The 18,624-nt window shown below is 62.0% G+C and carries 15 protein-coding genes and 1 pseudogene; 1 reads left to right on the forward strand and 15 read right to left on the reverse strand.

Annotated features, from left to right (window positions below; all coding sequences use genetic code 11):
- Nucleotides 1-3: 3 nt before the first annotated feature.
- From F8S13_25905 to F8S13_25930, 6 genes and pseudogenes are all read right to left on the reverse strand, one after another.
- Nucleotides 4-1,020 (reverse strand): sugar ABC transporter permease, encoded by a 1,017-nt coding sequence (locus tag F8S13_25905; GenBank protein KAB8139987.1) that lies wholly within the window; start codon nt 1,018-1,020, stop codon nt 4-6.
- Nucleotides 1,021-1,061: 41 nt separating this feature from the next.
- Nucleotides 1,062-2,615 carry an extracellular solute-binding protein gene (locus tag F8S13_25910; protein ID KAB8139988.1) on the reverse strand — a complete coding sequence of 518 codons (1,554 nt, stop codon included), beginning with the start codon at nt 2,613-2,615 and terminating at the stop codon, nt 1,062-1,064.
- 274 nt (nt 2,616-2,889) lie between these two features.
- Nucleotides 2,890-3,912: a LacI family transcriptional regulator gene (locus tag F8S13_25915; GenBank protein KAB8139989.1), complete on the reverse strand. Its 1,023-nt coding sequence runs from the start codon at nt 3,910-3,912 to the stop codon at nt 2,890-2,892.
- 196 nt (nt 3,913-4,108) lie between these two features.
- The gene (locus tag F8S13_25920; protein ID KAB8140003.1) at nt 4,109-4,603 is read right to left on the reverse strand and encodes a hypothetical protein; all 495 of its coding nucleotides are present in this window, start codon (nt 4,601-4,603) and stop codon (nt 4,109-4,111) included.
- A gap of 289 nt (nt 4,604-4,892) precedes the next feature.
- On the reverse strand, nt 4,893-5,864 hold the full coding sequence (locus F8S13_25925) for a GNAT family N-acetyltransferase (GenBank protein ID KAB8139990.1): 972 nt from the start codon (nt 5,862-5,864) through the stop codon (nt 4,893-4,895).
- A 727-nt stretch (nt 5,865-6,591) separates the two neighbouring features.
- A pseudogene (locus F8S13_25930) lies at nt 6,592-6,819 on the reverse strand (hypothetical protein).
- Between the two features lie 342 nt (nt 6,820-7,161).
- On the opposite strand from F8S13_25930, the gene F8S13_25935 reads away from it, so the two are divergent.
- Entirely contained in the window at nt 7,162-8,586 is a 1,425-nt protein-coding gene (locus F8S13_25935; protein KAB8139991.1) for an MFS transporter, read from the forward strand.
- A gap of 12 nt (nt 8,587-8,598) precedes the next feature.
- On the opposite strand, the gene F8S13_25940 is transcribed toward F8S13_25935, so the two are convergent.
- The 9 genes from F8S13_25940 to F8S13_25980 form a co-directional block, all read right to left on the reverse strand.
- Nucleotides 8,599-9,105, reverse strand: a complete 507-nt coding sequence (locus F8S13_25940; GenBank protein ID KAB8139992.1) for a hypothetical protein — start codon at nt 9,103-9,105, stop codon at nt 8,599-8,601.
- A 62-nt stretch (nt 9,106-9,167) separates the two neighbouring features.
- Nucleotides 9,168-10,529: a hypothetical protein gene (locus F8S13_25945; GenBank protein KAB8139993.1), complete on the reverse strand. Its 1,362-nt coding sequence runs from the start codon at nt 10,527-10,529 to the stop codon at nt 9,168-9,170.
- 103 nt (nt 10,530-10,632) lie between these two features.
- Nucleotides 10,633-11,886, reverse strand: a complete 1,254-nt coding sequence (locus F8S13_25950) for a winged helix-turn-helix domain-containing protein (GenBank protein ID KAB8139994.1) — start codon at nt 11,884-11,886, stop codon at nt 10,633-10,635.
- A gap of 27 nt (nt 11,887-11,913) precedes the next feature.
- Nucleotides 11,914-12,345: a pyridoxamine 5'-phosphate oxidase gene (locus F8S13_25955; protein ID KAB8139995.1), complete on the reverse strand. Its 432-nt coding sequence runs from the start codon at nt 12,343-12,345 to the stop codon at nt 11,914-11,916.
- Between the two features lie 370 nt (nt 12,346-12,715).
- Complete coding sequence (locus F8S13_25960) at nt 12,716-13,630, reverse strand: hypothetical protein (GenBank protein KAB8139996.1); 915 nt, start codon at nt 13,628-13,630, stop codon at nt 12,716-12,718.
- 8 nt (nt 13,631-13,638) lie between these two features.
- Complete coding sequence (locus F8S13_25965; GenBank protein ID KAB8139997.1) at nt 13,639-14,163, reverse strand: hypothetical protein; 525 nt, start codon at nt 14,161-14,163, stop codon at nt 13,639-13,641.
- 17 nt (nt 14,164-14,180) lie between these two features.
- A complete protein-coding gene (locus tag F8S13_25970; GenBank protein KAB8139998.1) occupies nt 14,181-14,642 on the reverse strand; it encodes a hypothetical protein in 462 nt (153 codons plus the stop codon).
- Nucleotides 14,643-14,658: 16 nt separating this feature from the next.
- Entirely contained in the window at nt 14,659-15,480 is an 822-nt protein-coding gene (locus F8S13_25975) for a hypothetical protein (GenBank protein ID KAB8139999.1), read from the reverse strand.
- A gap of 37 nt (nt 15,481-15,517) precedes the next feature.
- Nucleotides 15,518-16,084: a HEAT repeat domain-containing protein gene (locus F8S13_25980; protein ID KAB8140000.1), complete on the reverse strand. Its 567-nt coding sequence runs from the start codon at nt 16,082-16,084 to the stop codon at nt 15,518-15,520.
- Between the last annotated feature and the right edge of the window lie 2,540 nt (nt 16,085-18,624).

The following is an 18,624-nucleotide window of genomic DNA, read 5'->3' on the forward strand; positions in this document are numbered from 1 at the left end:
CCGCTAGCTCTCGCCGCCGGCATAGTACACGCCGCGCTGGCCGAAGCCGAACAGCAGCGCGGTGCAGATCATCACCACCACAAACAGCACCAGCGCCAGCACCGAAGCGTAGCCCATATCGTTGAACACAAATGCCTGGCGGTAGAAGTGCAGGTTGTAGAACAGCGTCGAACCCTGCGGGTCGCCGTTGCGCCCGCCGATCAGCATGGCCGGGACAAAGTACTGGAAGGCGCTGATCACACCCAGCGTCAGGTTGTAGAAGATGATCGGCGAGATCATGGGCAGCGTCATCTGGAAGAAGCGCTGGGCGCTGTTCGCGCCGTCGATGGTGGCGGCCTCGTAGATCTCGGTGGGCACGCCCTGCAGCGCCCCAAGGTAGATCAGCATAGCGTTGCCCACGCCCCACAGGCTCAGCAGGCTGAGCGCGGGCACGGCCCAGGTGGGGTCGCTCAGCCAGCGCGGGCCGGAGATGCCCACCAGGCCCAGCAGCTGGTTGAGCCAGCCCGACTCGGCGTTCAGCACGCCCTGGAACACCATCGCGCCCGCCACCACCGGGATGATCGTGGGCAGGAACAGCAGCGTGCGGAAGATGTTGGGGGCAATCAGGTGCTTCGAGTTCACGAGCACGGCGAACAGCAGGGGGACGATCAATGTCAGCGGCACCGAGATCAGGGCAAACCGGAGCGTCACGCCCATGGCCCGCGCCAGATCGGGGTCGCGAAAAAGGTGCGCGTAATTTGCAAAGCCCACAAAGTGAAAGTTGCCGGGGGCAAACTCTTTTGTCGCGTTGTAGTCGGTAAACGAGAGGAAGATCGTCGATGCGATCGGCAGCAGCTGGAAGGCCAGAAAGCCGATAATCCAGGGCATAAGGAAAAAATAGCCCCAGCGAACCCGCTTCCGCGCCAGCGGGCCGATCTCATCGGCGGGGCGGGCGCGCACGGCGCGCGCTGCGGTGCGATCTGTGGCCGTCATGGCAGCATTCTCCTGGTCTGTAGACCGCGCGCGCCAGAGGTGGGGCATTCCAGCGCGCGCGGGGAACCGTTGGGCAGCGCGAACAGAGCCTACTTGGTAGCTGGGATAGCGCCCGGCTCCTTGAACAGGGTGTCAAGCTCGGCCTGCAGCTTGTCGATCTCGGCGTTGATGTCGAGGTCGGGGGTCTGGTCCATCAGGGCGCGGAAGCGGCTGAACGCATCGTTGGCCTTCAGCACGTTGGGCATCCAGGCCTCGTGGTTCGGCACATCGGCGTACTTGGCCATCTCCTCGGCCACGCTCCAGTCCACCTTGTTGGGGGCCACGCGCTTGTCCATATCCGCGAAGAAGCTGGCGCGGTCCTCGACCTTGGCAGGCAGCACGTTGTAGATCTTGTAGACCTCGGGGTCGACCACCATCTTGGAGATGACCTTGAACGCGGCGTCCTTGTTCTTGCTCTGCTCCATGATCGCGAAGGTGTCGCCGTGCATGTTCGAGGTGATCTTGCCATCGACCGAGGGCAGCACCGCGATGTCCCAGTTCAGCTTCGAGACCTCGAAGCAGCAGGTGTACCACAGGTGGGTCTGTGCCATGGCGATGTGATCGGATGCGAAGCCGTTGCCGCTGCCCAGCACCTCGCTGTTCTGAGCGTCGGTGGTGGGCATGAAGTGGTCCTTCCAAATGCCGTTGTAGTACCATGTCCATGCTTTGCGCCACGAGTCGGGGATCTTGGCCGTGGTCGGGCTGGCCGGGTCGTAGGCCAGGCCCGCACCAAAGCGGTTGCCGATGCCCTGCGCGCTGGTGAACTGCTGGAAGAATCCGTACTGGGTGATGTTCTGCGCGTCGAAATCGGCGCTGGTCGCGTCGTTGCCGTTCTTATCGACCGTCAGCTTCTTGGCCAGCTCGGTGAAGGTGTCGTTGTTCCACTCTTTGCCGTCGTACTGCTCGCCGACCTTGTGCGGCGGGTAGGGCAGGCGGGCCTCGTCGAACAGATCCTTGTTGTAGTAGAGGAACGAGGGGTACACGCCGAAGGGGATGCCGACCAGCATGTTGTCATCTTTGAGGAAGTCGACCAGCGCCTTGTCGTAGGTGCTCAGATCGAACCCGGCCTTCTCGGCCAGCGGCGTGAGGTCGGCCCACGCGCCCTTGAACTGGGCGCGGCCCACTGTGCCCACCGGCCCCACGATGTCAGGCACGGTGCCTGCGGCGATCTGGGCGCGCAGCACGTCGGCAGCGCCGGTGGTCTGGACAATCTGGATGGTCAGGCAGACATCGGTCTGCGTCTTGTTGAACTTCTCGACCCAGGCCTCCTCCAGGGGGATGACCGGGGCATCCGCGCCGCTGCCCAGGCCGATGAACCAGTTGACCGGCGTGGCGCTGGGGGCGCAGCCCTCGCCGCCGGAGACGACCGGCGCGGGGGTGGGGGTGGGGGCCGATGCGTCGGCGGTGGCGGCGGCCTCGCCAGCCGGGGCCTCGGCGGCGGTGGCGGCGGTAGGCTCGGCGGCGGCGGGGGTCTCGGCGGCGGGAGCCGTGGGCGCGGCGGCGGGAGTAGTGCCGCATGCGCTGATGGCGGCCACGCTCAGCGAGAGGAACAGAGTGGGGAACAACGAGCGACGGCGCTTGAGCGCTAACGGGCGCGTTAGCATAGGAAACTCCTTTGTTCGCTATCAGGTCTACAGCTCAGGCTCGGGCAACCGACGGGCACGGCCATGCCGGATGGACGGCGGCGCGGGGAGCGCTCCCACACGCGGAGTGAGGCTATCACCTCATCTCGGTATCATTACCGGAACCGATACCGAAACACGCTAAAAAAAAGCAGCCTAGACTATCTTTATTCTCGGAACCGATACCGGCAACGGTTCCATTCTAGCACGCACCCCCCATTTGTCAAGCGGGCAAACCGCGCATTCTTCGCGTCGCTTAGGAATCGCGCGGCGGCTGGCACGAGTCGCGCCGGATCAGCTGCGTCGGCACCAGCACGCGGCTCTCGGCCAGATCCTCGCCCTTCAGCAGGCTGAACAGCAGCTGGATGGCCAGCGTGCCCATCTCCTGAATCGCCTGATCGACCGTGGTGAGCTTGGGGGCAACCTGCGCGGCCTCGGGGATGTTGTCGAAACCCAGGATGGAAAGGTCGCGCGGCACCACCAGCCCCAGGTCGCGGGCCGCATCCAGCGCGCCAATGGCCGACTTGTCGTTGGCCGCGAAGATCGCGGTGGGCGGCTCGGGCAGGCGCAGCAGCTCCAGCGCCGCCGCGTAGCCGCGCTCGCGCGTGAAGTCGCCGCTGCGCACTAGGTCGGGCAGGTAGGGCAGGCCCGCCTCGGCCAGGGCATCGCGGTAGGCCTCGGAGCGGCGCACCGAGCTGAGCGCGGCGTAGTGCCCCGAGATAAAGCCCACCCGGCGGTGGCCCAGGGCGATCAGGTAGCGCATGCCCTCCAGCGCGCCCTCGCGATTGGGCGTGACGATCGAGGGCACGTTCGCCCCATCGCCCTGCGGGTCTACCACCACCACCCGCGAGCCGTCGGGGAAGGTCGGGGCCATGGGCGTGACCACAATGCAGCCGTCGGTCAGCCCATTGCTCAGCAGCGCCACGTGCTCCTGCTCCCACGACTCGCTCTTGCTCAGGCCAGGGCGCTCGGCGGTGTAGATCATCAGATCGTAGCCCGAGTCGCGGATGCCCAGCCCCACGCCGTGGATGATCTGCTGGTAGAAGATATCGGTCACCTGCGGCACCAGCAGGCCGATCACATTGGTGGCGCGGCTGCGCATGCTCTTGGCCGCGAGGCTGGCCACATAGTTCATCTCCTGCATCACCCGCCGCACCTTCTCGAAGGTCTCGGGAGAGACGTCGTCTTTGTTATTCAGCACCCGCGAGGCGGTCGAGACCGAGACGCCCGCCGCGCGCGCAACGTCTTGGATAGTCACCGCCGATTGCTTTAAGCCCATAGCATTCCTCACAGCTGGTGTCAGCATGGAAACAGTACCGGAAACGATACCAAAGCCAATATACCACAGACCACTATGTGGCGCTAGAAAGAAACGCAAAGAAGGAGTTTATGTCATGCAACAAAAGCGCCACATGCAAACAAAAAAGACGAGGCTTAGCCTCGTCCAGCGTCAGAGCGCAGCGACCGCGCTCTGCTCACACGCCTGCGGCAGCTCGGTGCGCCTCCAGCTTCGCCACGCGGTCTATGCGCCCGCGCCTGCGGTTGACGCCGATCTGCAGTTCGAGCGGCGGCACGCGGATGGCGTAGCCCCGCCATGCGACCGTCTCAAGATGGGCTTTGGCATACGGCCCGCAGTCGGCAGGCTCGGGCATGTCCAGCAGCGCGCTGGGGTCCGACGCAATGTCGATCCGGCAGTGGTTGAAGATCACACCAAAATCCTTCGTCACCCAGCCCTGGGTGTCAAGAATCGGCTCGATCAGCCAGTCCTGGAACAGCTCGGTGAGCCGTGGCACATCCGCCGAGTCGACCATGATGTCGATATCGTGCGGGTCGAGCGCAACCCCTCGGATGCAGGCCGCGCAGCTGCCAGTCAGCCACCATTGCATATCGGTCGGCCCGATCTTGGCGCAGAAGGCCGCAAGGCCATCCTGCCATGGAATCTCGGCAAAGTAGCCCAGCTGGTCAAACATCGCCTTCGCGTATGTCTGATAGCGGATCATCATCTTATCGAGATATTTGGCCGATCGTGGGTAGATCTTTGCATATCCATCATCAATGGGCTGATAGAAGCACATTTTTAAGACATCTTCATACTTTGGATCGAAGCTATGTACTCGATAGCGAATATCTTCGCCGATCTGATCACATGCAATCTGCATAGCGCAAGCCTCCTTTCAGCAAAAAGCCAGAAGGTACCGACAGCTAGCGTGCCCATCTTCCACCCATGCCGCGCAGAAAACAAGCACGCTAGCTAGCGAGCTAGCGCGGCAGCGCCTTCTGCCACACCGACCAGCGGTTCTGCACTGCAAAGCCCACCGCCAGGTAGAAGGGCTGATCGCTGCCCACCCACATGCCATCTAGGCGCTCGCCGCGCGCCCCGGCCAGCTGCACCATGCGGCGCATGCCCTCGCCGATCAGCGAGCGGGCCAAGCCCAGGCGGCGGTGCTGCGGGTCGGTGCCTAGCGGCTCCAGCGCGCCCCAGCGGTTCGCCGCGTCGTACCAGAACCCGGCCATGGCCACTGGAGTGCCTGCGGCATCCAGCACCAGCAGATCCAGATCCCCGCGGTAGTCCGGCGTGAGCGGCAGGCGCGCGAAGGCCAGAGCAGCGCTCTGCACAAACTCGGGCTGGTCGGTGTAGCCAAACGCCCGCGCGTGCAGGGCGGCCTTCTCGCGCACATCCACCATATGCGCCTCCACCAGGCGGTAGCCGGGCGGCAGCGCCAGCGCGGGCGCGGCATCCACGCCCAGCCACGACAGCGGCTCCTGCCAGTCGGTGCGGGCAAAGCCGCGCCGCTCGGCGATGGCCATGCGCTGCGGGAAGCGCGGGTCGAGCCGCAGCGTGACCCCGCCGCTTGTGTCGGTGTGGGCCTCGATGAAGTCGAACATCTCCTCCAGCACGGGCGCGGGCAGCTCGGCGCAGCCGCTCTGGATGAAGGCCTCGCCACGGCGCTCGCCCTCGTTCAGCACCAGACCCAGAAGCTGCCATGTGCGCGTGGGCGCATCCCACTGCTCCCACAAGCCCAGGCGCTCGGCCCACTCCTCGTGGGTGGTGCGATGCATGGCGCAGCTCACCGTGGCGGTAAAGCTCCAGCGGTCGATCCACCAGTTCCACGGCTGGCGGGTCGGGCTGCCATCGGCCTCGCGCGCGCTCTGCGAGAGGAAGTCGCGGATGCGGAGGAAATCGCTGTCGAAGTAGGGCCGGAAACGGATCGTCATAGGAGCGCCTCCCATAGGGCAATTCGATAGCGCGGACGCATACCACGGCCAAGACAGCTCTTCTCCCAGCGATCTCCACCCGCCCGGGCGACGATGGCGCAGATACTATCGATGCCGCTATCATGGCACAGCGAGCGCCATTCTCCAACGGCCCAACGCCGCATCGCATATGCTGCCTTGGGTGGATGCGGCACACAAAGGCGGGCGGGCGCTGTGCGCCCGCCCGCCCTCGGCACCCCTTGCGCAAGCGCTACTTGCCAGGGAACGAGTTGAGGTACCAGACCCCGTCGATCTTCTGCAGGCTGACGATATTCTTCTCGGTGTCGGAGCTGAGGATCGACTGCTCCTGCGAGAGCGCCTTGGCCGTCTCGCCCAGCTTGTCGACATCCTTGCCGGTCAGCTCCATCTTCATGTTGGCCTCAAGCATCTCGACCTTGGCGGTGTCGGCGGTCTCCTCCACCAGCTTGGTCTTGGTGACGCCAAAGACAAAGTGCAGCTTCACATCCAGGTTCTGGCCGCCCAGCAGCTCGCTGATATCGCGCGAGCCGATCTGCTCAAGCATATCGGTGATGGTGGACTCATTGGCGGCGCGCTCGTCGGGGGCCATGTACGAGAGAATGTTCTCGGCCATCTCCTTGCGTTTGGCCTCATCCTTGATGTCGGGGCTGTTGACGGCGTCGGTGATGGCGGCGAAGAAGCCCTTCACCCGCGACTCGGGGTCATCGCCCAGGGCGGCGGTATCCGCCTCGGCGGCCTCGGTAGGTGCGGTCTCGGCGGCCTCGGTGGGCGCGGCGGCCACAGCGGTGGATTCGGCCTGCTCCGCAGCGGCGGTGGCGGCGACAGTGGCGGCGGCAGCCGTGGTGGCGGCGGGGGTCGCCGGGGCGGCGCTCTGCCCGCCGCACGCGGTCATGGCCAGCGCGGCCAGCGCGGCAACGGACAGCGAGCGGAGCCAGGTGGAATCTTTCGCCATAGTGTGCTCTCCTTGTGTAGGGTAGTACGGTTTCTGCCACAGGCACAGCGCCTGTGCCCATACCTTAGTCATTTGCGATCACTTGCTGATTGTAGCAGCAGGTTGTGTCAACAAATGTCACAAAAGATATAGTAGTGTTGGATTTGTCGGCCTTATCACGTTAGGTCAAAAATGCCGTAGGATTTTCAACCTTTTGTTCTATCTCTTAAGAAAACAGAGATGGCCTGTAGATACAAGAACATATTTTCTATACCGCAAGAACACTCTTCCTACTCATAATAAACCCATGTATGAGCAATATCAACACTTTATGAATAGTATATTTCTCAACACAAACAATATATGAATCTCAATAATGTCATCAGCTTTTATGGAGATACACTACAGACCCAACAAGGAGGTCTATTAACACAACAGAACAGAATCGGCGCAGCGACGGATGTGATCTGCGCGGGCAGCTATGGTATGATTCAAAACGACCTTGAGCTTGCGTATTTGGGGATACCACAGACGACGGCGAGCCAGATCATGTGGCTGCCGTCTTTTTTATGGAAAGCTATTAGGACAACCATGAAGAAACTCTCGCCACGCAGCGTACTTATTATCTCGGGGCTGAGCCTCGTCATCCTCGGCATCATCACGGCCGGGATCGGCCCGACGCTGCCAAACTTCGCCACCAACAACGACAGCAACCTCGCAGCGGTGGGCGGCATCCTCTCGGTCATGTTCTTCGGCGGGCTGCTGACCCAGCTGGTGGGCGGGCCGATCACCGACCGCTTCGGCGACCGCCCGGTGATGATCATCGGGCTGGTGGTGATGGCGCTGGGCATCGCGGGCGTGGCGGCTAGCCCGGTGCTGGCGCTCACGCTGGCCTGCGCGGGACTCGCAGGCATGGGGCGCGGCTTTATCGCGCTCAGCTCGCACCTAGTGGTGGCCAGGGTGTACGAAGATAGCACCTCGGCCTTCAACGCGCTGAACGTGTTCTACGGCGTGGGCGCGATCGCCGGGCCTGCGCTGGCGGGCGGCGCGATCGCGCTGTGGGGCACGGCCATCCCGGTGATCTGGCTGGGCGCGCTGCTGCTGCTGGCCCTGCTGCCGCTGGCGCTGATGCTGGATGGCGGCGCAGCTGCCCATGGTCAGGATGGCAGCGCGGCGGTGATGGACTGGGGCGCGCTGCGCCAGCCGGTGCTGTGGATCTTCAGCGTGATCCTGCTGCTCTACGTGGGCAGCGAGACCGGCTTCGGCGGCTGGGTCTCGACCTACCTCGAGCGTACGCTGGGCACCGATGGCGCGACCGCCTCGCTGATGACCGGCGGCTTCTGGGTGGCGATCACGGTGGGCCGCGTGATCGCGTCGGCGATCGGCGGCAGGGTCAGCGCGCCCACGCTGATGCTGGGCAGCCTGATCGGCTCGGTGGTGGGCGCGCTGCTGGTGCTGCTGAGCATGGGCAACACCGCGATGAGCATCATCGCGATCATCGTGCTGGGCATCAGCTTCGGGCCGCTCTACCCCACCACCCTGGCGGTCGTCACCAACGCCTTCCGGCGCGCGCCGGGCGTGGCCACCAGCGCGGCCTCGGCCATGGGTGCGCTGGGCGGCACGCTGCTGCCGTGGGTGCACGGCAACCTGATCGAATATAGCGGCCCCACCGCCAGCGTGGCGCTGACCATTGGCACCACCACCACCATGCTGGTGCTGCTGGTGGCCTATCGCACGCTGGGCCGCCCAGCCCGCGCCGAGGCCGCCCAGCCCGCCCCGCTTGGTTAGGTAAACTGGCACTCATGGGGCGGCGTAGACCTCAAGCAGCCGCCCCGCGACCCGCCGCACCTCGGCATCCGCATCCCGCGCCGCCGCCTCCACCAGGGGGCGCAGCTCGGGCCAGTGCGGGTAAGCGATGCCCCAGAGCGCCGCGATGCGCAGATTCGGCTCGGGGTCGGCCATCGCGCGCTCGAACGCCGGAAGAAACGCCGCATCGAACGGGCGCGCGGTCAGGGCGATGCCCAGCTGGTAGATAGCGCTGCCGCGTGCGCGGGCGTCTCCCTCCTGCGCGCACCGCTCAAGCAGCTCGGCATCGCTATACAGCGCAACGGTCGCGCGGATCTGCGCAAGCGGGCGATCGACATCATCGCCATGAACGATGAAATAGCGCGCCTCGAAGATATCTTTATGCTCTTCAAGGTAGAAGATCTTCGTCTGCGAGCTGTTGCCCTTGAACGAAAGCGTGTAGGGCGATTTGTCGCTCTCCTCTACCTCATCGAGCCACAGCCAGTAGTGGGCATCTGCCACATCAAACACCACATCTGGGGTAACTGATGGCTTCGCAATCCGATAGACCGCGCGCATGCCGATCATCCCTGTAACCCCGTGCTGCGCACCACGATCTCGCCGCTCATACCGCCGTAGATCAGCAGGCGTCTGTCCTGCGAAAACATGATCGCTCCAAGGTGCGCGCCATAGTGCGACTGGTAGATCACATCCCTGCCTGGGTAGGCGTAGAGCGACACCTGACGGTAGCCCGCCACCGCCAGCCATGCCCCATCGGGCGAGAAGCCCAGGTCGGCACAGCGCGGCACCTGGCCGCCCGCGCTGAACGGAGCGCCCGGCTCCAGCTGACCGGTCGCGAGGCTGAGCACATAGGGGCCACGGTGTGGCTCGAACGATACCAGCAGCTGTCGCTGATCGGGGCTGAACCAGGCCTGCTCGATCGGCGTAGCCAGCGCGCTCACCAGCGAATCATCGGCGGGATCGAGCTGGTAGGTCCGGATCAGCTGGCCGGTCTCGCTTGCAGCCAGGCAGATCTGGGGAGGGCCGCTGGTGGGCCGCCGCCCGCGCATCACGAGGGCAAGCGTGGCGGCATCTGGCGAAAGGCAGGCGTGGCAGCACTCGTAGTGCTCATCGCCCGTTGGGATGGCGATCCGCCGTATGACCGTGCCGTCGGCAGCGCGGATGAAGACCAGATCGTCGCCAGAGACACACAGCAGATCGCCCGCAACGGTCCAGGCAAGCGTGCGCAGCAGCGGGACACGATTTGCCGCATTGGGGTAGGCGAGCACGGTGGTCGCGCCAGTAGCGAGATCATAGCAGCAAACCTGCCATGGATCGGCGTCGATGGTATAGGCCAGCCTGGTACCATCGGGCGAGAAGCGCATGCTGTAGATCAGCGGGCGGTCGAGCAGCGCGCGCGGCGGCACGGCGCAGAGCAGCCGCATGCGGCCTGAGGCCACGTCGATGGCATAGATCTGCGCCTCGCGGGTCTTCGCGTCCTGCACCGCCACGGCCAGCGCACCCAGGCGGTCGCTGTAGGCCAGCACATCGGATCGGAAGGCGTGGGGGGCGCAGCACACGAGGCGCACATCGCCAAGATGCTCGCCCGCCCCTAGCTCGACCAAGCCCGCGCGCATCTTCCGGTAGACCTCGGATTCAAAGGCGCGCGCCGCATCATCAGGGCTGGCGTACTCCTTCCGGCGCTCGCGCAGCCTATCTGGCGCGAGGCCAGCCCGAAAGATCAGCGCCGCGCCCTCGCGCCGCGCGTGCCAGTGCCGCTGGCCCGCCACGCCATGGCCGACCAACCATTTCCCCTCATCGCTTGCCGCAAGCAGATCCATCGGCAGCCCTATCTCGCTCGTATAAGCCACATTGATATGCTGCATATAGTAGCTGCTTCCAGCAGCGCATGTCAATTCAATGCAGCCAGCGAGTATGAGGAACATGCACGATACGCCCAACGGCGCTAGAATCCCAAGCTCTGTAAAAAATGCCAGCCCTGCGCGTATGCAGGACTGGCACCGCCCATAATCGATCTTAGCCGCCGCGCTAGGTCAGCGCGCCGCACATCATATTGATGTGGTGGCGCAGCAGTGGCTCGCGCACCGCGCTGGCATCAAGCTGGCCCGCGCCCAAGAAGCGCACAAAGCGAGCGAACCCGCGCGCCAAACCCGTCGCAAAAGCCTCATCGTCGCCCAGCATCTGATCTTCTAGCCAGAACCCTAGGATCACAAACGTATTGGTCGTGCGGTCAAGCCTGCTATCGAAACGCGCCACCAGCTGGTCGCCCCAGAGAACCGGCAGCGTGTAGTAGCCGAAGGTGCGCTGATGCTCGGGCTTGTAGACCTCCCACACGTAGTTGAAGCCGAATAGAACCTTGGCCCGACCGCGCGCGCTCACATGATCGAGCGGCGCGAGGAAAACCGCCTCCTCGGTCGTGGCGGTGTCGAGCGCTGCCCATTCCTGCGGCACGCGCCCCGCGCTCAGGCTCTGCAGCGCCTCGGCATCGCTGCCCAGCGCATAGTGTGTGGCCTTCCAGCCCTCCACCTGCACCGCGACGATCGTGCCATCCTCGATCATCGCCGCCCGCAGCTGCGCTAGCCTATCGAATGGAAAGCCGCGATGAAACGCATCCTGCACCCGCCGCAGCTGGCTCAGCCCCGAGAAGCTGATATCCTTGGCGACAAGGAAGCGGTCGGCGGCATCCTCATCGCTCTCGTAGATCAGCTCCGGGGGCGCGACCAGCTCAGTGAGCGCGTACACGCGCTCGAAGCGGTCGCGGTGGTGCGTCATCACCTCGCCGGTCAGCCACAGGTAGTAGAGCGCCAGCGCGCTGTCCTTGCGGCCACGGTAGCTCTCGGTGCGCGTGCGCGTGGCCATAGCAAAATCGCGGTTGCTCACGGTGCCGCGCTCGCGCAGGGTAGCGCGCATCTCGGCGATCGCGGCGGCATGATCGCTGGCGATAGCCTGCATGCGCTCGCTGCGCTCGCGCTCGCGGCGCATAGCCACCCGCCAGTGCGGCAGCTCGCTCATGGGCCGCACGGCCAGCCAGCCGCCCCAGTCGAAGAACTTGCGCTGCTGGTAGGCAAGCTCCTCCCACATGCCCGGCGTGTAGTCGAGCACACGGCTATGCAGCGCGATATCGTGGCTGCGCGCGATGATCTGCAGCGGGTCAAGCTGCAGGTACTCCATGGTGCACATCGCCTGCTCGGTGCCGAGGCTGCCACGCCAACGTCGGCCAGGCCACAGCCCCTGCTTCCCAAGGATGAAGCGGCGGGCGGTTGTACGGTCAATCGTTATCATCGTGTTCCTACACAGCAGGCGGCGCGGCTACTCGGCCCCCTCATCGAAGGTCAGCCAGCGCTCCGGGCGGATGCGCACCACACAGTCGACATCACGCGCGCCGCCGCCCGTAAGCGCAGCCAGATAGCCGTCGGTTGCTTCCGCGCCAAGGTAGCGGGTGACCAGATGCCGGATCTCGTCGGTCGTCGCCGGGTCGATCGCCACAACAGGGCCTTCGATCGACACATACTTGTACGGCGGGGTCTCCTGCTGAACACAGAAGCTGGCCCGGCCCGCCTGGCGCAGCAGCGCGGCCTTGCGCGATGTAGCTTCAGTCCACACCCACAGATCGCCGCCCGGCTCATAGGCGTACCAGATGGGGACGGTCAGCGGGCCACGGTCAGGCTCGGCAATACTCAGCACGCCCACATGGACGGCTGCAAGAAAGGCCTCGCGCGCCTCGGGTGTCATTTTCGCCATGGTGTCCTCCCTACCAAGCAGATTCGGTGACGGTAGTATACACTGTTAGTGCGTATAAAAGCGGGCGCGGCAGCGGCTCTTTTCTCATATGGCCCGATGAGAGCGGGATCCACGGCGCCGCAATATACCCCATGGCCTGCGCGGAGGCGTAATAGGTAGGCAGGCGTGGCGTGTGTTGTTCGCAAACCATGTCGCCACGCGGATGATACCCAATGCCACCGCAACGAACGCGCAATCAGAGCAGCCACTTGCGGCGCGACGAAGCAAACGATGATTGCCCAACCGAGGATCATATGCCTTGCGACTCAATAAAAAAGAGGCGGAGGATATCAATATCTCCGCCTCTCTTCACCCAGATGTTTCAGAATCATCAGGAAACCGATAGGCTCCGCTGCCAGCGCTGATTCTCCGGCCGATAGCCCGCATCCACCAAGCTCCCACGGCCTGGCCAGCCCAGCTTGGTGCCCTGCAGATCCAGCTCCACCAGGTTGCGCAGCCCAGCCGAGCCAGCCAGCGCAGCGATACCAGCATCGGTGATCTGAGCAAAGGCAAGGCTAAGCAGCCGCAGCTGCCCAAGATAGGGCGATGCTGCCAGCGCAAAAGCCGCCTGATCGGTCAGCAAGTTCTCGGAAAGATCGAGCGTCTCGAGCTGAGCCGCACCGGGCCACTGAGCCAGCGCCGCCACCGACGCATCGGTCGCGCCGGTCTGGAACAGCTCCAGCACACGCAGATGGCGCATATAAGCGCTGCTGGCCAGCGCCATCACCCCCAACTCGCCGCCTGGATTCTCGTCAAGCCGCAATGTCTCAAGCGAGGCTAGGCGCGGGGCTGCTGCGAGCAGCTGAAAGCCCTCGGCACCTAACCGATTCGCGCGCAACGATAGCAGCCGCAGCCCAGCAAGGCCAGGGGCGCTCGACAGCGCCCGCGCGGTCAAGTCGCCGCTCTCGGTGTTATCAAGCACCAGCTCGGTCAGCCCCCCAAGCGCATCGCGCGCCACCAGAGCAGCAACCGCCGAGTCGCCCTTGACAAACCCGGAGAGGCTCAGCACCCGCGCGAGGTGCATCCGTGGCTCGCCCTCGCCCAGGAAGCGCTGCACCCAGGCGTAGGGCGCGCGGCGCAGGTGATCGGGCCAGCTCGCGAGACGGGCATCAAGGGTGTTGAGGAAGATATCTCGGTCAGCCCTATCTGGCCACTGCTCTAACAGCTCGCAGAGCGTATCCCAGCCTGCTGATGTCGGAGAAGCGTCGAGAAGGCTCTCTAGCTCTGGCCATACGGAAAGGTCCATAGGTACCCTTACTTTTTGACGGCCTTTGCAGATTCCTCGTATTCAGCACGATCAACAGGATCGCTAGGCGGCTGAAATTGGCGTACCTCGATCAGATCGCCCAGCGGCTCTATACGCTGGCCACCGCGATAGTTCCAATCTTTTCTGTTCTCAGCAATATTATATCGTGCAATGATGCGAAGTCCGGATTTTCGCCGAGCAACATAGAGGCTCGAAGAATATGATGGCGACCATTTGCTATAAGAACTCACATAACAACGGTACAAGGTGCCATACTCTGGATGATCATACGCTTTGATCTGGAATAGTGTCCGGGGGTTGATATCCCCAAGATATCGGTCAGCATCTGCAAACCAGTCCTCGCTCGGCTCAGGATCGCGATTAACCTCAGTAGTTAAACCAGCCCCATACATGCTATCTACAATATCCCGCTGAGCTTCATATGCTTCTTCATCTCGCTCTAGCGCCGATGCCCGAAAAGCAAGATACTCTTGTTCAATGAAGTCTTTAATAAACGCTATAACCTCTTCCATGATGCCTCTCTATAGCATTACTCTGGCTTAAATAGGCCAAGCCAAAGATCTGGACCCGTTGGCGCAGGGGTAAACGGAACCGAAGAGCCATTTTCAAGCACTGCGGTCACAATGTAGCGGACATTAGCACACCGCTTAAGATCCACATGATGACCTGCAAGATTGGTATTTATTGCATTCTCAAGATCCTGTGCGTTCATGGCGTTTAGCGCTTCATACTTCGGATCTTCCTCGACTTCTTTACCAACCATAGTCTTGATCTTACGTATCATAGCAGGGGTATTCAATGCCTCCCATGTTACGCTAACTTTCATCGTGAAGCTCTCAAGGTTTGGCTGCTTCTTGATGAAAGCAAGAATCTCATCCTCGGCAATAGACATTGGCCCAAGATTAAACTGGCTGCTCGCAGCAATTAAATTGCATGACTTCTTATAGCCCGAACCCATGAACTGATCGGCAATAAGATGGCTGCTGTGCATGCCATGATTCGTCGTCTTATGCTCTGGGTTCTGGGTGGTACCTCGCTCTGTGATACCAGCATCCGTCTTCAAGCTGCTTGAGCACCCCAGTGAGCTGATCTTCACCCTGCTCAACTGCCTGATCTTGCTGAGCAGCGGTATTTGCCGCAGCCGGGGCGGGCGCAGCAGTGGGGGCAGGGGCAGCGGCCAAGCGTGCCAGATTATCCGCGTTTTGATCGGTTGTCGCAGCGAGCTGGCGCGCCTGGCCAATCAGCGTCTGGGCTTGGGCGCGCTTTTCCTCAGGAACGGAAACGAGCTTCCCTTCCCATTCGGCCAACCGTGCCTCAACTGGCATAGGCGTGCTAGCCACCATCAAGGTGGCGCTGGTGCCGCTCACCTGCACCCACAGGCGGTGGCGCTCCTCGCCCGCGCTGAAGCCCACTTCCTTGCCGATCTCGCCGACCGGTACACCATTCTGCCCGGGCTTGGTGGGGTCGCCGTTCTTCGCCGGGTCGCCGTTTTTCGCCGGGTCGCCGTTTTTCGCATCCGTGCCCTTGCCGATGCCCTTGATCATGGCCCAGAGCTTCTTGCCCATGGCCACGGCCTTCTGCACCACCCAGTCGATGGCCTTCTTGATCGGGGCCTGGACCTTCTCGATGATGCCCTGCACCTTCTTGGAGATGCCGCCCAGCCCCAGTAGGTCGGCCAGGAACGAGATCACCGTCGGCAGCGCGGTGGCCAGCGACTGCTCGATGAAGTTGGCCGCCCCGCCGATATTGCCCGCCGCAATCGCGCTGATCGAACAAGCGAGGGCGTAGATATAACAAAGCGGTGCCGCAGCACCGCCTTGCGTTCTCAATGTATTACACTATAAGCGCAACACCAAAATTGCTTCATCAGGGTTCGTCGTAGACCTCAAGTAATCGGCCTGCAACTCGCCGCACCTCGTCATCGGCATCTTGAGCCGCCGCCAGTTCTACCAAACCGCGAAGCTCAGGCCAGTGTGGATAAGCAATAGCCCAGATTGCAGCGATGCGAACCGCAGGCTCAGGCGCAACCATAGCTCGTTCGAACGCCGGAACAAAAATAGTATCGAATGCCCGTGCGGTCAGTGCGATGCCCAGTTGGTAGATGGCGCTGCCGCGCTCGCGTGTGTCGCCCGCCTGCGCACACCGCTCGAGCAGATCAGTATCACTATAAAGATCAATAGCTTTGCGGATCTGTTCAAGCGCACGATCAGGATCATTGCCATGAACAATAAAATATTTTGCCTCAAAGATATCTTTATGCTCTTCTAAATAAAAAATCTTCGTCTCCGAGCTGTTAGCTCTGAGTGATAAAGTGTAAGGGGTCTGCTCAGTCTCCTCAGACTCATCAAGCCATATCCAGTAATACTCATCTGCTACCTGGAAAACCACATCAGATGTAACTGAAGGCTTTGCAATAAGATAGACCTTGATCAAGATATCATTCTCCCATGAAAAGATCACTTCATTTGATGAGCCTGGCGAATCAATGGTTCAACAAAAGCCTCAACCTCGGCAATGTCATCAAACTTCTGCCCATTGGTTTTAGCCATAACCCACTTGATCACAATCTCAACCTCATTGGTTTTTGCAGACTCTACATCTTTATAATCTGCACTCGTGGGGGTATGAGTCTTACGATCTTTCTTGATCATCAGATCGTCAAATCCCAACTCCTTATTAATCGTATCAGCATCAGCAACAGCCCCAACTGGCCCCATAGGGAACTTCGTTGGAAGATCTTGCCAACTCATATCCTTACGGCTGATAAGATCCAGCATCATCGGCGCGGTCACAAGCGTAGCTGGATTACGAACGCTCTCCACACTCATCATCAATGTTGCAGTACCACCTATCAGGCTTTCAGGATTAATAGATGGATCTGCCTGCTGAATCTGTTTAGCAAACTGAATCGGCACTTGGCCTGTCTCGGCATAAGTGCGGATCGCACGAACCAAACGGCTGCGAATTCCACCATGAAGATTTGGTGGAAGAATATTCATCAGCTTGGCTTCAAGTGAGTCCATACGATCTGCGATCTCTTTATAGGTACCTACGTCGTCTACATATGGAGCGCCATCCCAACCTTGTTTCGCGGTAATCGTCGCTGCTTCAGGGTGACTTGAGCTACGGAGCTTCATTGGTGCAAACACCCCACGCGACTCTTGCTCCCTAAGGTATCGAACCTGCGAAGGTATAGGTGCCTCATCTGGCCGAGTAGATATTACCGTTTCCTGTTTACGTAGATCGCCTTGCTCTGGCCGATAGCCCTCTCTCGTGCCATTTGCTGTCTCATACTGCTCAAGGCTGTCATGACCTGACGCCTTCATCTGACGTTGCCGCTGTTCGCTGTCAATCATGCTCTGCTCGCCTCTAAGCGTCTGAGGATCAGAATACATCCTCTGGGCTATGCGGCGCACCATCGACAGAATCTCTTCTTGGCTAAATTGCGAGATTTCCTTCTTCTCTGTTTTGTCTTCAGGATTGATCTTCACATCAGCAAAGTATGTATGATCTGCCGATTTAACCAACGCGATTGATGTCAGCTTATAGCGCTCTTGGATGCTAGGAAGTGCAGCTTTTACCGAAGAAACTGTAGCTTTCGGGTTACTCATCTCACGCTCGGCATCAGCAACGGCACGAGCAACATCGGCCTGCTTCTCCTCCATGGTGCGTGGATCAGAGTTCTCGCCCTTACCTGGCTCCTTTGTAGCATCGGGTATAGCCGCTTTGCTCTTATCATCCGTGCCCTTGCCGATGCCCTTGACCATAGCCCAGAGCTTCTTGCCCATGGCCACGGCCTTCTGGACGACCCAGTCGATGGCCTTCTTGATCGGGGCCTGGACCTTCTCGATGATGCCCTGCACCTTCTTCGAGATGCCGCCCAAGCCCAGCAGGTCGGCCAGGAACGAGATCACGGTGGGAAGGGCCGTGGCCAGCGACTGCTCGATGAAGTTGGCCGCCCCGCCGATATTGCCCGCCGCAATCGCGCTGATCGAGCTGAAGATGGAATTCATGAGCGAGGCCAAGCGCGCCGCGTTGTTCGCGAACCAGGTCACCACCCGGATGATGCCCTGCACCGCCTTGATGAACGCGCCCGCTGGCCCGCCCAGAATGCCCACCAGCCACTCGATCCCCGCCTTGATCACCTGCCCGATCACCATCTCTTTGATCTGGTCGATCACCATCGCCTTCAGGTCGCCCACCTGATCCTGGATGTAGGCCCACAGCCCCGCCAGACCCTCGGTGCGGATGATCTGGAAGATCTCCCAGCCCTTCTCCAAAGCCCCTACAATCTCCTCGCCGTTCGGCCCCAGCGATTTGACCACCTGGGTGCGCACCTGCGGATACGTCAGCCCCAGGATCTGCAGCACCATGTTGAAGATGCCCGCCAGGTCGAAGGCCTTGGGCAGCTGGATCCCGCTCGCCGACAGCGTCCCCGTCAGCCAGCTGATCAGCCCCGCCTGCAGATGCGTGCCGATGTTCGCCCCGAACTGGTGCAGGCCCTGGCCCACCGCGCTCAGCAGGTTGCCCAGGAAGCCAATCGGGTCTTGGAGGATGGCCCCGATCGCCGCCGCGCCGTTGCGCAGCACCCCCTCCAGCATCGCCCGCAGCTCCTGGATCGTCTTGATCACCCCGCCGATCATGTCCCCGGCCTTGGCCAGCAGCCCCTTCGACGCCGCCTTCATCGCGTCCAGCTCGCTGTCCAGCGCCTGCACCTGCTCGGTGTACTGCTGCGCCAGGTGGTCCACCAGCTCCTGCTGCTTGGCGTCGATCGTCTGCTCGAGGCTATCGAACTTGCCCTGGGCCTCGCCCGCCACCTCCTCGGCCAGCTTGCGCAGCTCGGCGGGCTGCTTGGCCACCTCGTCCGCGATCCGCTTCCGCCCGCGCTCCACCGCTGCGTGGGCCTTGCCCAGCTGCGTCCCCACGATCCCCGCCACCTGCGCCAGCACCGTGTCCATCTCGGCGAGGTAGCG

The organism is Chloroflexia bacterium SDU3-3, from assembly GCA_009268125.1.
GTDB lineage: Bacteria > Chloroflexota > Chloroflexia > Chloroflexales > Roseiflexaceae > SDU3-3.